At 39.5% G+C, this 15757-nt stretch carries 12 protein-coding genes; 4 read left to right on the forward strand and 8 right to left on the reverse strand.

Going from position 1 to position 15757, the window contains the following annotated elements:
• The first annotated feature begins 17 nt into the window (after positions 1–17).
• Positions 18–1700 carry a 2-succinyl-5-enolpyruvyl-6-hydroxy-3-cyclohexene-1-carboxylic-acid synthase gene (gene menD, locus KIV10_RS12300; RefSeq protein ID WP_214114169.1) on the forward strand — a complete coding sequence of 561 codons (1683 nt, stop codon included), beginning with the start codon at positions 18–20 and terminating at the stop codon, positions 1698–1700.
• Here the strand turns inward: menD and KIV10_RS12305 are convergent.
• The gene (locus KIV10_RS12305; RefSeq protein ID WP_214114171.1) at positions 1674–2099 is read right to left on the reverse strand and encodes a hypothetical protein; all 426 of its coding nucleotides are present in this window, start codon (positions 2097–2099) and stop codon (positions 1674–1676) included. The genes menD and KIV10_RS12305 overlap by 27 nt on opposite strands.
• Before the next feature lie 82 nt (positions 2100–2181).
• Here KIV10_RS12305 and KIV10_RS12310 point away from each other — a divergent pair, with 82 nt between their 5' ends.
• Positions 2182–3015 (forward strand): CvfB family protein, encoded by an 834-nt coding sequence (locus tag KIV10_RS12310; RefSeq protein WP_214114173.1) that lies wholly within the window; start codon positions 2182–2184, stop codon positions 3013–3015.
• Positions 3016–3024: 9 nt separating this feature from the next.
• Here the strand turns inward: KIV10_RS12310 and KIV10_RS12315 are convergent, their stop codons facing one another.
• A complete protein-coding gene (locus KIV10_RS12315; protein WP_214114175.1) occupies positions 3025–3489 on the reverse strand; it encodes a hypothetical protein in 465 nt (154 codons plus the stop codon).
• A gap of 66 nt (positions 3490–3555) precedes the next feature.
• Positions 3556–4674, reverse strand: coding sequence for a C1 family peptidase (locus KIV10_RS12320; RefSeq protein WP_214114176.1), 1119 nt, complete (start codon positions 4672–4674; stop codon positions 3556–3558).
• 103 nt (positions 4675–4777) lie between these two features.
• On the opposite strand from KIV10_RS12320, the gene KIV10_RS12325 reads away from it, so the two are divergent.
• Positions 4778–5617 (forward strand): 1,4-dihydroxy-2-naphthoyl-CoA synthase, encoded by an 840-nt coding sequence (locus tag KIV10_RS12325; protein ID WP_214114178.1) that lies wholly within the window; start codon positions 4778–4780, stop codon positions 5615–5617.
• Positions 5618–5621: 4 nt separating this feature from the next.
• Here KIV10_RS12325 and KIV10_RS12330 read toward each other — a convergent pair whose 3' ends face one another.
• The 5 genes from KIV10_RS12330 to KIV10_RS12350 all read right to left on the reverse strand — a co-directional run bounded on the left by KIV10_RS12330 (position 5622) and on the right by KIV10_RS12350 (position 14771).
• The gene (locus KIV10_RS12330; RefSeq protein ID WP_214114180.1) at positions 5622–6404 is read right to left on the reverse strand and encodes an O-methyltransferase; all 783 of its coding nucleotides are present in this window, start codon (positions 6402–6404) and stop codon (positions 5622–5624) included.
• Positions 6405–6572: 168 nt separating this feature from the next.
• Entirely contained in the window at positions 6573–8447 is a 1875-nt protein-coding gene (locus KIV10_RS12335) for an ABC-F family ATP-binding cassette domain-containing protein (RefSeq protein ID WP_214114182.1), read from the reverse strand.
• A 176-nt stretch (positions 8448–8623) separates the two neighbouring features.
• Positions 8624–9559 carry a leucine-rich repeat domain-containing protein gene (locus KIV10_RS12340; protein WP_214114183.1) on the reverse strand — a complete coding sequence of 312 codons (936 nt, stop codon included), beginning with the start codon at positions 9557–9559 and terminating at the stop codon, positions 8624–8626.
• A 180-nt stretch (positions 9560–9739) separates the two neighbouring features.
• On the reverse strand, positions 9740–12745 hold the full coding sequence (locus KIV10_RS12345; protein ID WP_214114185.1) for an alkaline phosphatase PhoX: 3006 nt from the start codon (positions 12743–12745) through the stop codon (positions 9740–9742).
• Positions 12746–12938: 193 nt separating this feature from the next.
• Positions 12939–14771 carry a cytochrome-c peroxidase gene (locus tag KIV10_RS12350; RefSeq protein WP_214114187.1) on the reverse strand — a complete coding sequence of 611 codons (1833 nt, stop codon included), beginning with the start codon at positions 14769–14771 and terminating at the stop codon, positions 12939–12941.
• Positions 14772–14959: 188 nt separating this feature from the next.
• On the opposite strand from KIV10_RS12350, the gene KIV10_RS12355 reads away from it, so the two are divergent.
• Positions 14960–15754: a polysaccharide biosynthesis/export family protein gene (locus KIV10_RS12355; RefSeq protein WP_214114189.1), complete on the forward strand. Its 795-nt coding sequence runs from the start codon at positions 14960–14962 to the stop codon at positions 15752–15754.
• The last annotated feature ends 3 nt before the right edge of the window (positions 15755–15757 follow it).

Consider the following 15757-nt stretch of genomic DNA (forward strand, 5'->3'; position numbering starts at 1 on the left):
TTTGTACATTTGCCTCTATGAAATTTTCGAATAAAATCCTCTCGCAAACCTTTACCCAACTTTGTTTGGAAAAGGGCATAACCCAAATAATTATTTCTCCAGGTTCCCGTAACGCACCATTGACTATCGGTTTTGCGGAAAATCCTGAATTTAAAACCTATAGTGTTGTAGACGAGCGTTGTGCCGCTTTTTTTGCTATAGGTATTGCCCAGCAAACCAAGAAGCCAGCAGTTTTGGTTTGTACTTCTGGGTCTGCGCTTCTTAATTATTATCCCGCAATTGCAGAGGCTTTTTATAGTAATATCCCGCTTATCGTTGTTTCCGCAGATAGACCTAAAAAATTGATTGATATAGGGGATGGGCAAACCATCCGCCAAGAAAATGTGTATAAAAACCACATTTTATATAGTGCAAATTGTGAGGAAAGTGAAGGCGGTGACATCGAAGAAGATTTCCAAATAAAAAATGAAACGGAAATCAACATTGCTTTGAATACGGCTATTGAACTCAATGGGCCGGTTCACGTTAATATTCCTTTTTCTGAGCCGCTCTACGAAACTACGGATAGACAGATAGTCTGGCCACAAAATGTAAGGCCACGCCTAGAATCGTTTAAAATTGAGGAAGATTTAGAGCCATTTGCCAAGATTTGGAACAAGAGCGCAAAAAAAATGATTTTGATTGGAGTGCTACCTCCCAATAGCATTGAGCAGGATTTTATTGAAAAATTAGCAGCAGATGAGAGCGTAATTGTACTCACGGAAACGACTTCGAATGTTTCAAATAACCAATTTTTTCCTGCAATAGATCAATTGATATCTTCTCTGGAATCTAAGAATTTTGAAGATTTAAAGCCTGATATTTTATTGACTTTTGGCGGAATGATTGTTTCCAAAAGAATAAAGTCATTTTTGAGAAATTACACTCCAAAGGAACATTGGCATGTCGATTTACATGATGCAAATGATACTTTCTTTGCCCTTAATCAATATTTTGAAACAAAGCCATCCGTATTTTTAAATGAATTTCTTCCGAAGACAAAAAATGTGATCAGTAGCTATAAAGCCGATTGGCTTCGGGTGAAGCAGCACCGGCTTTTGAAACACGCAGAATATGAACATAAAATTCCATTTTCAGATTTTAAGGTATTTTCAATACTTTTCAAAAATCTTTCAAAGCAAATTCAGCTTCAATTGAGCAACAGCGCCACTATTCGCTATGCCCAACTTTTTGAAATAGATTCTTCCATTCAGGTTTTTTGCAATCGCGGGACAAGTGGTATTGATGGCAGCACTAGTACTGCTTTGGGAAGTGCCGTGGCTTCAGCCTTGCCTACTATTTTAATTACGGGTGATCTCAGTTTTTTTTATGACAGCAACGCACTTTGGAACAATTACATCCCGAAGAATTTCAAAATAATTATCATAAACAATAGGGGTGGGGGCATTTTCAGAATTCTTCCGGGCGAAAAGGATAGCGAAGTTTTTAAAACGTATTTTGAAACACAACACACTATGAATGCCAAACATCTCGCCGAGATGTATAATTTTGAATATACTTCAGCTGAAAACGAGGAAGATTTAAATGCAAATCTTAAAGAATTTCTTGAAAATGAAGATAGACCCGCTATTTTGGAAATATTTACGCCATCAAAAATTAATGACAAAGTCCTGCTAGACTATTTCAGATTTATAGCCTAACAAATTTCGTGACCAATTATAAGCATCGGCCATGGTTCCAAATTGCCGAAAGGGTTTTTTACAGAAAGTAGCCTCCAGCATTATATTCATGCTCGCTACTTCGGTATAGGTTACTACGGCTACACCACGAAGCGTCGGGACTTTATTCAAATATTTGTAATCTGGAAGTTTGATGGAATAGGAGTGGATTCTATTTGAGATATAAACGAAAGGTCTTCCTTCTAAAATATTGAGTCCCTGTATAAGTATCGAAAATCCATTTTTATAGGAAAGCACAACGCCTTCGTCCACTTCCATCACAACAATATTTTCGTAGAAATATAGCTTGCCAATATCCGTCTCCAGTATTTGGTTCAGGGGAATTTGTTGCGGAAAATTATGTGGTGATAAATATTTCATTTACGTGAAGTTAGGAAGAAACTTGATTGGTTGAACAACCGTTATGAAATTTTTTTGAACTTAAAACAGCTATCTTTGCCATATGATAAAACTAGGTGAATTCAATACGCTTACCATTTTACGGGAGACCGATCCCGGCCTGTATTTGGGAGATGAAGAAGAAAATGTTGTGCTTCTGCCACATAAATATAAACCCGAAACTTTTGAAATAGGAGATCAAATAACCGTTTTCATTTATTTGGATAACGAGGAGCGTCCCATAGCTACAACTTTGGAGCCTTTTCTATTGCTCAATACATTTGGATATTTGCATTGTAGTGATGTTACCCAATATGGTGCCTTTATGGATTGGGGGCTTGAAAAACAACTTTTTGTTCCCTTCAAAGAGCAAGCGCGACCAATGAAAAAGGGAAATTGGTATATAGTGTATCTATATATTGACGAAAAAACAAACCGATTGGTTGGCTCCAGCAAAACCAACAAATTTCTTCAAAATGAAAATCTTACCGTTGAAAATTTTGACGAGGTGAATATTTTGGTAACGCATATTACCGAAAAAGGCGCAAATGTCATCATCAACGGAATTCACAAGGGATTGATTTACATTGAAGATATTTTTGAGGACATACGAACCGGAGATAGGATGAAGGCGTACATCAAAAAAATAAGGGAGGATAATAAAATTGATATTGTACTTCAAACTCCGGGTTATAAAAGTATTGAGCCCAACGCAAACTACATTAGGGAAGAATTGGAAGCTGCCGGAGGATTTCTACCATTACACGATAAATCTGAGCCGGATGTCATCAAAAATGAGTTGGGTATGAGCAAGAAGAGCTTCAAAAAAGCAATTGGTACACTTTATAAGGATAAGCAAATAATTATTAAGGAAGACGGTATCGAATTGATTTCCTAAAAGAAAGATTTAATATCTACCACCGCGAAACCCGAAAGAACCATTCCCAATCCTTGATGGGGCGCAGCGCGGACAAATACCAAAAGGAGGACAACTATCTGTTACCAATAAACCGCGTTGGGCTTCCTTGTACGCAACATTTGGAACCGCCGTTGAACCATCGGCTGGATAACTTCCGCTACCAAAAACTCCATATTCCTGAGGATTCAATTTTATTTCAATATCTGAAGCGATATATTGCTGGTTATTGGTCATCGCCTCTAGCATATTAACTTCCTTCCGATAATTTTCACGCGTCATTTTAAACGATGGGACTTTTTCAGAAAATTTTGAAGTGGAAATCAAAGAGTACGTGGTTAAATCTTCAATTTCAGGAAGGGTGGTTGCATTTATTCTAAGGAAACGTGTTTCAAAATCTGATTGCGCTGAAACAAAAACAGGTAATAACAATGCTATAAACAACCACTTTTTCATAGATTCCAAATGTATCAATTTTTGAGCCAACTTAAAAACGAATTTTTTCTCCGAGAGATTTTCGTTTTAAATATTCAATTTTTTTGAAATATTTTTTGGCAACGCATCTTTGTGCACGGTAATGCTTATGGCTTTCAACCGCATATAGGTCTCGCTAAAATATACATAGCCGCCGTGGGCATTTCGGCTTTCGTCTGTTCCCCAGCTATTTTTTACCTTATAGTACTTGGTTCCGTTTTGGTCACGTAGCATCCCGGTTATGTGCATTAAATGATCATCTGTAGTATTATAATTCTCAAATTCTTCTTGGCGGTACTGCTGGGTGATGGTTTTTTCTGGATAAATTCCTTGGAGCGCTTTTATGTTATTTTCGGAATTTTCAGGGATTATAGCAACCCCATCTTTTGAAGAAAATGTCCGCTCGCTAACATCGCAATCCAGTTCAACGGTAAAACCTTTTTCCAAAGCATTATTGATAGTAGTCATCATTTCATCAAGAGGTACATTATAAAAACTGCCATTGCTCCAGTTATCGGGAATATTCAGAATAAATTGAGAATAAAAAGGAGCGTGCGTAAAACTTGTGATATTTATATAGTCTGAGGGCTGAATCCCCGTCATTTCAAGAAAACTTTGTGGTGTATATTGTTTTCCCCCGTACGTAAAATTCAAGTTATTTTTACCAAGATATGCATCAAGCACGCCTTCAATAGCAGGCTTCCATTTTGCGCTCAACTTTTTACCAGGATTATCCACATACGTTTTTAACATAGCTTCGAGTATGGCAACCAGTTCAGCGTGGTTATGACTTTTTTCATTTTGAAACAATCCGCTGAAGGCTTCCTGTGGCATCAATCCATGTTTTTCAACCGAATTCAAAACGTCATGCGCGAGTCCACCTTCACTGAATTGCGCTTTTCCCTGCCGCATTATGTAATTTTCAGCTTTTAGGGGATAGGTGTTCCGCACTTGGTACATTTCGCTTAAATCTATTCGCTTACCAGTTAGCCGAATTATTTCACTTTCCAAAAACGAAGTGCCGCTAAAACTCCAACAAGTACCCGTATTTCCTTGGCTTATAACTGGCAAGGCCTCAAGGTCTGTAATGGTAGTAAATTTATAAGCTTCCTGTGCGGAAAGGTTTATGCTGAAAAATATTCCGATGGAAATGAGTATTTTTTTCATCTTGATAAGAAGTTTAGGATTCAATTTTACTTAGGGTCTATCGCCGAAGTAGCCAACTATAAACCATAAACAATTTATATCTTTGAAAACAAAAATAAGGATTATGTCTACACCCAATTGGAAAACTGCAAAACAATATACAGATATTACCTACAAAAAGGCTGATGGCGTAGCGCGTATTGCATTCAACAGACCTGAGGTACGCAACGCATTTAGACCCAAAACAACTGCCGATCTTTTGGATGCTTTTCACGATGCGCAGGAGGATACCTCAATTGGTGTTGTTTTATTATCCGCCGAAGGACCGTCCCCAAAGGATGGCGTTTATAGTTTTTGCAGCGGAGGTGACCAAAAAGCACGTGGGCACCAAGGTTATGTGGGAGATGACGGATACCACCGTTTGAATATTCTTGATGTGCAAAGGCTTATACGCTTTATGCCAAAAGCCGTCATTTGTGTAGTTCCAGGTTGGGCCGTGGGGGGTGGGCACAGTCTACACGTGGTTTGCGATCTCACATTGGCAAGCAAGGAACACGCCATTTTCAAGCAGACCGATGCTGATGTTACAAGTTTTGACGGCGGCTACGGAAGCGCGTACTTGGCTAAGATGGTAGGGCAGAAGAAAGCGCGTGAAATCTTCTTCCTCGGAAGAAATTATAGCGCCCAAGAAGCCTTTGAAATGGGAATGGTAAATGCCGTCGTTCCGCACGCAGAATTGGAAAATACAGCCTTTCAGTGGGCTCAGGAAATTTTGGCAAAAAGTCCAACTTCCATCAAAATGTTGAAATTTGCAATGAACCTAACCGACGACGGGATGGTAGGCCAACAGGTTTTTGCTGGTGAAGCCACTCGACTGGCATATATGACCGATGAAGCAAAAGAAGGCCGCGATGCATTTTTGGAAAAACGGAAGCCTAATTTTGATAAGAAGTGGTTGCCGTAATATTTCAAATACGTATCACAAAATGCTCCTTCTTTTGTTCTTTTCTGAAAAAAACCAAACCCCATTGAAAGGTATCAATGCTTACCGTTACTTTTTCATTTGCTATTATTTGCTTCCAGGCTTCCGTCATACCATTGCTCCAATATATATCGTCAAAAATAATCACCGAATCATTGTGGATGTTTTTCAAAAGTGAATTGAAATATTCCAAAGTGCGTTGTCCGTTGTGGTCGCCATCAATGAAAATTAAATCGAATTTTTCAGTCCCTTCACTTCGGGTCTCGGAAAGAAAATCACTGAATAACCTTTGTTGAATTTCAATATTGTGAAGGTTGAATTTTTCGAAATATTGCTGTGCTTTTTTTAATGTATTCGGGCAGCCTTCAACGGTTTGTATAGATGAAAATTCATTTGCAAGTGAAAGGGCAACGGTTCCCAAACCGAGCGATGTTCCCAATTCCAAAACAGTTTCACTCTTAAAATAGCGCGCCAACCGAAATAATAATTTTTGCCTTTTCTTCCGCATTCCGGCATTTTTTACAACAGCTGAAACCTTGCGCGCATTGCCTTTGAAAACACGCGAGCCCTGACCAAAATCTGTCATTTCAAATGTAGAGGGATCGCTGCGTAAGGCTTTGCGGTGCGATTTTAAAATTTCGTATTCCGGATATTTTCTTTTATCGTTGAAACATTTGGTCACCAAACTGTACACAAAAGGTGAATGCACACCGTGCCTATTTTTCGAGAGGCGGATAAATTTTATGTAGCTTTTTGATTGATGGATCATTAATAAATTGAAAGCTTAAAGTTAAAGATTCAAAGTTACAGCGAAAAGGAATTAGCGAAGAGCGAAAAGTATATTTTCCATCAACCATCAACCATCAACCATCAACCATCAACCATCAACCATCAACCATCAACCATCAACCATCAACCATCAACCATCAACCATCAACTATTCCTCCATTTTCGCAGACAACTCAAACCAGCGTTCTTCCTTTGCTTCAATTTTATCCATAATTTCCTGAAGTTTTATGGACTGTTTGTCAATTTCGGCACCGTCCCAATTTTCGGTGGCAAATTTATTTTGAAGTGTCTCGAGCTCGGCTTCCAGATTTGCAATTTCCTTTTCCAGTTTTTGGTACTCTTTCTGCTCGTTATAGCTTAGCGTATTTGTTGAGGTCTGATTTTGCTTCCAATCATTCTTTACTTTTGGTGCCGCTTCACTGGCTTCCCGCTTTTCCTGAATATTGCTGTCTTCATACGTTCGGAAATCACTGTAATTTCCAGGAAAATCTTCCACTTGGGCATTGCCGCGGAATACAAAAAGATGGTCCACAATTTTGTCCATAAAATAGCGGTCGTGGCTCACTACTAAAAGACAGCCAGGAAAATCCAACAGAAAACTTTCCAAAACGTTCAGCGTAACAATATCGAGGTCATTCGTGGGCTCATCGAGTATTAAAAAGTTCGGATTTTTAATCAAAACCGTACATAAATAAAGCCGTTTGCGTTCACCACCGCTTAATTTTTCAACAAAATCGTACTGCTTTTTTGGATCAAAAAGAAAGCGTTCCAAAAGTTGCGAGGCAGAAATCTGCCTGCCTTTTTTCAGCGGAATATAATCGCCGTATTCACGTATTACATCAATTACTTTCTGGCCCTCTTTAATATTGATTCCCGCTTGTGTGTAATAGCCAAACTGCACCGTTTCGCCCACAATCACTTTCCCGGAATCCGGTTTTAGCGCTCCGGTAAGGATATTCAAAAAGGTGGATTTTCCCGTACCGTTTTTTCCGATGATACCCACGCGCTCACCTCGATTGAAATTATATTCAAACTTTTCCAGCATTTTCTTCTCCCCAAACGATTTCGAAACATTGTGGAATTCAACAACCTTGGTACCCATTCGTTCCATATTCAGTTCCAGTTGTACTTGATGGTCGTTCCTGCGCTTGCTGGCGCGTTCTTTTATTTCGTGGAAATCGTCAATTCGGCTTTTGCTTTTGGTGGTTCGCGCTTTGGGCTGGCGGCGCATCCATTCCAGTTCTTTCTTAAAAAGTTGTTTTGCCTTTCCCGTTTCCGTTGCCTCGTTTTCTATTCTGGCATCACGTTTTTCGAGATAATAACTGTAATTGCCCTTGTAACTGTACAAAACTCCTTCATCCAATTCTACAATTTCATTGCATACGCGCTCCAGAAAATAGCGGTCGTGCGTGACCATAAATAGGGTAAAATTTTCTTTTGCAAAAAGATTTTCCAGCCATTCGATCATTTCTAGATCCAGATGGTTGGTGGGCTCATCCATTATAAGCAAATCTGGTGTGGTGAGAAGCGCATTTGCCAAAGCGAGGCGTTTTTTCTGTCCGCCACTTAAACTTCCCACTTTCGCGTGCAGATTTTCCAGTTTCAGTTTGAAAAGAATTTGCTTATACCGTGTTTCAAAATCCCAAGCGTTGTGTGCATCCATTGCGTCAAAGGCTTTTTGGTAGGCTTCAGAATCATTGGGATTTTCAATGGCGTGCTCGTAATTTTCAATGATTTTCAAAATAGGATTGTCTGAAGAAAATATTGTTTGCTCAATTGTAAGTGCCGGATTTAAATCTGGCTCCTGTGGCAGGTATGCCGTTTTTAAGCCTTTTCTAAAAACGACATTTCCGGTATCGGCGGCATCGTTTCCTGCGATAATATTTAAAAGCGAGGTTTTTCCGGTTCCATTCTTGGCGACGAAACCAATCTTCTGTCCTTCATTTATCCCAAAGGAAATATTTTCAAACAAGACCCGCATCCCAAAGGATTTGGAGATATTTTCTACTGAAAGGTAATTCACAGGTTATATTTTCGGCAAAAGTAGGGTAAATGTTCTATGAAGAACTTTCTGCAAGGTCTTTTTTTGATGAAGAACTTCCTGCAAGGTTTTTTTTTTGACCTTGTAGGTTTTCAAAGGTAATACCTACAAGGTTTTGAAAACCTTGCAGGAGGGTTTTGGAAACCTTACAGGAAAAATCAAAAATAAATGTTGCAATTGGGCAACAGACTTTCAATTCTTTTTTTTTCAGAAGCTGAAATGGGATTTCCTTTCAAAATCAATGTTTTTAGATTTTGAAGTTTTTCCAAATTCTTTGGCATCTTTTCTATTTGATTGTTTGAAGCAATCAACAATTCAAGTTCCTCCAGGTTTGAAACTTCTTCGGGTAGGGATTTCAGTTTGTTGTCGTTCAAAATCAATGATTTCAGGTTTTGAAAAGTACCAATTTCCCTTGGAAGTTGATGCAGTTGGTTGTATTCCATATTCAACTCTTCCAAATTTTTCAGCTGTGCCCAACCTTCGTTGAATTCGTTGAATTGGTTATAGCCCAAATCAAGTGATTTCAGATTTTTCAGTTCAAAAAAAGAATTTGGTACGTAGCTCAATTGATTGTTGTCCAATTCCAAAACTTCCAGACTTTTGCATTTGTTGATGGTTTCCGGGAGTGCGGTTATGTAATTATAGGAAAGGTGCAAAAAGCGCAAATCCTTCAATTTGCTTATTTCTTCGGGAATTTCCGCGATTTCATTGTTTGAAAGGTTCAACCGAATCAATTGTTTGAGATTGTCAATATCTTTTGGAATATATTTCAATGAATTCAACATCAAATTGAGCACTTCCAGCTTTTTTAATTTGAAAATTTCTTCATTGAGCATTTCAAGATTGTTTCCCATTAAATTCAGAAATACCAATTTTTTAAGTTGCGCAATGGAATCCGGTACTTCAAAAACGTGCCTATCACGAAAATTTAGTTGGGTTGCATTTTTATCTTTTTCCAAAGCCATCTGGACGCTTCCATAGATGGGTGCCTCCATTGGGTTTCCGTTTTGCGCCGAGGCCGATGAATAAATTACAAAGGAAATACCGAGAAAAAGAATGATTTTAAGAATACGTTTTTTTGGGGAATAGGTCATTTTTAAAAATTTAATAGTATTTATTTTAAATTGAAAAAGGCAACTAAAAAGTAGCATTTATGTCCGTTCGAGCGCAGTCGAGAACTTCATGTTCTTGTTGCGAAAGCAGGTCTCGACTCCGCTCGACCAGACATAGAAATAGTGCTACTTTTTAATTGCCAATACTTTTTTCAGCAAGTATTATTTGCTTGTCAATATTTTGAATTGGCCTACTTTGCCATCAATTTCAATTTTCATTATCAAAACATCGCTATTTGAAGTAAATCTTGAAAGATCCAATTCCAATTTTTGGTTTCCGCCAATGGTCTCAGCATCCGTATTGTATAGATTTCTTCCTAAAATATCATACAGTTCAATTTTGATGATCTTGCCAGCATCTGCAGCGCTCAACTCCAGCGTTACCTGTCCTTGGGTTGGGTTTGGATACAGTGCCAGATTTTCCAAGGCGTTTTCGTTTACTCCCAATATCTCTTCAACGGTTATGTATTCTACCTTTGTTTCTTCAGCGCTGGTGCCCGCAACGTTTGAAACTACCAGCGAAACATCATAAACACCTGGAGTGCTGTAGGTAACTACTGGATTTTGATCTGTAGAGGTTGCAGGAGTTCCGCCCTCAAAAGTCCAAGTCCAAGAATCTGGTGTATTCAAACTTAAATCTGAATACGTTATAGTTTCACCTTCCGTAATAATGGTATCATCTGCCGCAAAATCTGCAACCGGTGCTTGAATTCCAATTTGGTTGCGAAGCGCAAAAATAACCGTTGCCGAAGCGTCAAAAGTCACATTGTTCAAAGTGGCATCTTGTTGTGGGTCATTATTGCCACTTGGGTGCTGTACCGAGAAAAATCCGTATTTGTAATCTGGAGAAAAAGTAAGTCCAGTAGGTTCAGAGCCTGCAGGCATGGAACTATGGATCAATACATTTGGGTTGCTCTGTGTATGGTCTGGACGAACTACCCAAATGTAGTTAAGGCCACCATCCTGAAGCACCCAAAGGTTTCCGCGGTCATCAAAAGTAAGGTTATCGTTACCATCGCTCCAAGGCTCTGTGAATACACCTTGGTCTGTAGTAACATCATAAGACCTTCCGCCTACAAATGTTTCAAATTCTGAGATTGTGTTTCCGTCATCCTTAAATCTGTACACACGATCTTTTCCTTTTGAAGTGAAATAAATTTTTCCGGTTATTGGGTTGATTTCGCAATCTTCCACACCGTTAAAGTTGGTTCCGCCAAGGGCTCCCGCAACCGATGAAATATTGTTTCTATCTGCTTGTGTTGTATTTGGAACTTGAACCCAAGTAGCAGTTGCCGAACTTGGATCATTGCCTGAAAGCGGTAAATCCAATTTCAAAACATATACAGTACCTGAAGTAAGGTCGCCGGGCGTATCTGCCACAAATTTGTAAACGCAATCCGTTCCGCCATCTTCACCGTAGTAAGCGGTTGAACCGTCAGCAGAAACTACTACGTTTTCGTGATTCATACGTCCCATAGCCCAAAGTTTTTCCTGTCCGTTGCCGTAATCCTTTACTTGTGCAGTTACAGGATCAATTTCAACAAGCCAGCCCACATCTTGATAGCCGTCTCCATTTACATCACCGGCACTTGTGTTTTCTTCGGCAGTAATTACTGTTCCCCAAGGAGAGATTCCGCCGGAGCAATTTCTTATGGTGGTTACAAGAGCAGAATTATACATATCCACAGCTTGGCTGTCATCCACTACCCAAAGGTTGGTTGCAGTGTCAAGATGCATATCAAGTATGGAAACGCCTCCGGGATTGTTTTCATGGTTAACAGATAAATGACCAAGCTCGCTGCTTCCATTAACAGGAACATACCCTGTAAAATCGTGGTTTCCGGGAACTGTTCCGCCGCCAATGCTGTAAGCAGAGCCTTGTTTCAATATTTGCTGAAAGTTATGTTCGGTTGGGATAATCAAATTCGGGGTTTGCCCAGTGGGTACAATCGAAGTGAAGCATCCTATGTGTTCATCTGTACAATCAATTGAAAGATCTTCAGCATTTTTTATAAACATATCAAAACGAAGGTCAGAGCTTTGGCCATCGCGGTTGTGTATTTCAACGGCAATTCGGTTTATACCATTTACGAATATACTTTTCGGCAATTGCTGAGTGAAGTAAATATTCTCGTTGATGCCATCAATAATTGTTGAAGAAGTTGTTAAATAATCAGTTGGTTCCGCAGGCATATTATCGCGGAAAACCTCTACACCATTCACATAAACGATAGCACCGTCATCTCTTTTTATTCCGAAGTCAACAAAATCTGCTGTGTTGGCAAGGTCTACAATAATATCTTTTGTGAAATAATAGGTTATGTATTTATTTGAGGAATTAGGCCCAAATGAAATGGTGGTATTCACGGGATCGCCGTAACCCAAAGTCCCGTGGCCATTGGCCCAAGAGGAATTATCGTAGGAAAGCTCAGCCCAGTTTACATTGTCAAGACTTGTCCCATTGTCCAAATATCTCCAGCGGCTATCCTTTGCCACCGGAAACGGAGTTGGGTCCAGCGGAGGCAAAACCGGAGTGAAACCTACGGCCATATCAAAACTTAAATCGCTACTATTTGCGGTAGCTTGGTGAAGCTCAACCGCTATAACATTGGTACCATTTTGAAGCAAATTTGCGGTGGCTTGCTGAAAGTAAGTTGTTTCATCTGAACCGCCAACGGTTGAAGAAGCAAACGTATTATAAGTAACGGTTCCACCAGGCATATTCATACGGAAGGCCTCCGTTCCGTTCACATATACCACTACGCCATCATCACGGCGAACATCGAATATAAGGTCGCTGTATTGCGAAGCATCGGTTATTTCAAAAGTATTTCTGAAATAATACGTAGGATATTTATTCTGGGAATTTGGACCAAAAGAAAGCGTGGTGGTCACTGGATCACCGTAACCAAAAGCACCATTCCCGGAAGCCCAAGCGCTGTCATTAAAACTTACATCTTTCCAAGAGGTGCCCAAGTCAACACCCGTGTCATTGTATTTCCAGTTGCTATTTGCAGGAATGGGAAATACGCCATTCACTGCCAGATTTTCGGAAGTCTCCATCGCGCACGCAGCGCTTTTTGGAGCATCCATTGCCGTTTCAGCTTGTAGACCAAAACCCGTGAGAACGGACATGAATAAACTTACTAATAGGAATTTTTTCTTCATTTTTAGTGGTTTAAAAGGTTTTATGAATTTGTGCTGTAAAAGTATCCATGGCACTTTTCCTTTTAGTGACCCCTATTTTAACCTTGGGTAAATGCTGTGTTACTTAGGTTACTAAACCTTTAAGCGTAAAACTGATTTTTTTTGGAAGAATAAAACCTCTTTCTTTGGGAATTAAGGAGTTATGCCGCCAATGTTATTTTTTGTAAGATGAAGTGTCACTTAACGTTTTCATAAAGGCTATCAATTCCTTTTTTTCTATATCGGTCAAATTGAGTTTGTCCGGTGCCAAAGTTTGGTTCAGCACTTGCAGTCCAATTCCTGCGCCACCGCCCTCGTTATAAAAATCAATTACTTCTTCCAAGGTTCCATAGGCTCCGTTATGAAAGTAGGGTGCAGTGAATTCTACATTTCTAACCGTGTTGGTTTTAAAGGATTTTTCATAAATCCAGGCCTCTTCACTTATAATTTGGTTGGCAACTCTGCCCTCATCCGTATCCAATTCTTTTATTTCTGAATTCGGATTTTTCAAAACACCCAATATTTCAGATTCATTTTCACTGTAAAATGGCGGGACCAGTCCGGAAAAGGTGGGCACAAAATGGCAAGTGGCGCAACTTGCCTTTCCCATAAATAGATTAAACCCATTTTTTTCTTCGGAAGAAAAATCATTGGATTCATTACGAACGTATGTATCAAATTTGCTGTTCCAGGATTTTAGGGAAAGAACGTATGAAGCAAGCGCTTTTGAGAATCGTTCGCGCGTGATTTCACCCTTCCCAAAAACGGATTTAAATTTCTTCGCATACGTTTCATCCGTATTCAACTTTTTCAGAATATCGCTATATGCTGTATTAAATTCATTTTCATTGAAAATTACGTGCTCCGCCTGTTGTTCCAGCGTAAAGGCGCGCAAATCATAAAAATAGCGGTCTGCATAAGCGGAATTCAACAAAGTGGGTGCATTGCGAAGCACCGTTTCTCCTTGAATACTGCTTGCAGACTTAGGAAGGTTATCCGTAAAAGCCTTGTTTGGATTGTGGCAGCTCACGCAACTCAAAGCACCGTTATTGCTAATGGTTTCATCATAAAATAAATCTTCCCCCAATGCTCTCAAACGTGCATTGTCCTCTTCCTTTTTGAGGCCCGTAAAGAAATAAGGATTCAAAAAATCCTCGGCAAAAATGGAAATGCTCTTGGGATTCCAAGACATCGTATTTTCAATAAAGACGGTATTTGATGAAGATTGAAGTTGCCCCAGATTTTTGTAAAGTGGATCGATGAATTTTTTCAGAAATGATAATCTATCAAAATCCTCAAAGGAATTTTCATTTTCAAGCGCTTCAATGGCGCCATCAAAGAGGGAAACAATTGTGTTGTTTTGATAGTTTTCAGAAAAATAATCTTTTAGGCCGATGAGGGAAGATTGGGCTTCGGGAAGCGCATTTAGCGACCCGGGCGTGTCAAATCCTGTGATGCCCATTGAGTAAATCCGTACCAATTGAAGGCGCATTGCGGCAATGTCATTTTCAAAAGTATTCTTGTTTTTGGGAAACGAGGCGTAAAGCAAACTATAGGTAGCAATTAATTTAGTTGCCAAAGCCGAAATTTTGGTGCGTTCCTCAAAAGCTTCTTCTGAAAAAACAAGCTCATCCATCGTTTGCAACCCTTCCGGATCGAGCACGGTAGGCCTTGTATTTTCACGTTCTATATGTAATAGCGGCGCGCCATTGAAGTGTTCATTTGCATATTCCGGATAGCGGAATGAAACAAAAAATTCAATCTTTTTATACTGCATGCGTGTTTCGCTAACCACTTTTTGAACCGATTCCTGATCAGTTTTTCCCAATTTGAAATCCTCCGCAACTTTTTGCAGCATTGCTACTTGTTTATTGAAAGCCGCAGTCTGCCGTTGCAAATAACTTAGTTCAATTAATTGATCTTGGGATGAAGAAAATGAATAAAGAAATAACGCGAAAATGGAAATGGCGAGAACAGAAGCTATTTTAATTTTTTTGGTTTGAAACATTATGGTATGCAGTTTTGATGGGCTTAAACAATTGCCGAAAGTAAAAAGCACACAAACCCTCAGCGTTATTTGAATATTAAATAATGATTAAGTTGACAACATAATTCCATATACTAAAGGATCAGAAAATATGTTTCATTATTTGTTATGTTCCTTTATATTTGTGCGTTAACAACCCTACCTACTTTATGGATTTGAAGTATCTATTGCTTTTATTGCTGATTGCCCTTTGCGGTACTTCCTGTATTTCCACCAAACAACTTACCTATTTGCAGGAAGATACGTCCACCACGGATACCCTTGCGATTCTTCGAAAAAGGCAGGAGCCGTACCGACTTCAAATAAATGATCTTTTAAGTATTCGCGTTAAGGCGCTGGACCAGGAGACGGTGGGTATTTTTAACCCCATTAACGATGCGCTTCCAAGTGCGACGGGCGAGGAACGGCTGTACTGGGACGGTTTTGTGGTGGATGACCATGGTAATATCCGCATTCCCAGCATAGGCGAATTGAACGTTTTGGGATATACGGTAGATGAGGTTCGGGAAAAGGTGCAGGAAATACTTTTGCGTGATTACTTTAAACCGGAAGCAAATGTTTTCGTTACGGTAAAATTGGCGGGAATTCGGTACACAATTAATGGCGAAATAGGTAGTCCGGGCTCGAATATTATCTATCGCGATCAGGTAAGTATTATGGAGGCCATTGCCAATAGCGGCGACATTACATTGACCGGCGATAGGAGCGATGTGGTAATCATTCGTCAATATCCTGCGGGTCAAAAAGTGCATCACATCGATTTAACGAAACTGGAGGCGATGAATTCCCCATATTATTTTGTGAAACCGAACGATCTTATATTGATTAATCCACTACCGCAAAAATCATTAGGAACGGGAACCACGGGACTGCAATCCTTTACAACCATACTGGCCATATTTTCAGCCATAACCACAAGTATTCTTCTTTTTACAAGGCTTTAGAAA

The organism is Aequorivita echinoideorum, assembly GCF_018476645.1.
In the GTDB taxonomy this organism is placed as follows: domain Bacteria; phylum Bacteroidota; class Bacteroidia; order Flavobacteriales; family Flavobacteriaceae; genus Aequorivita; species Aequorivita echinoideorum.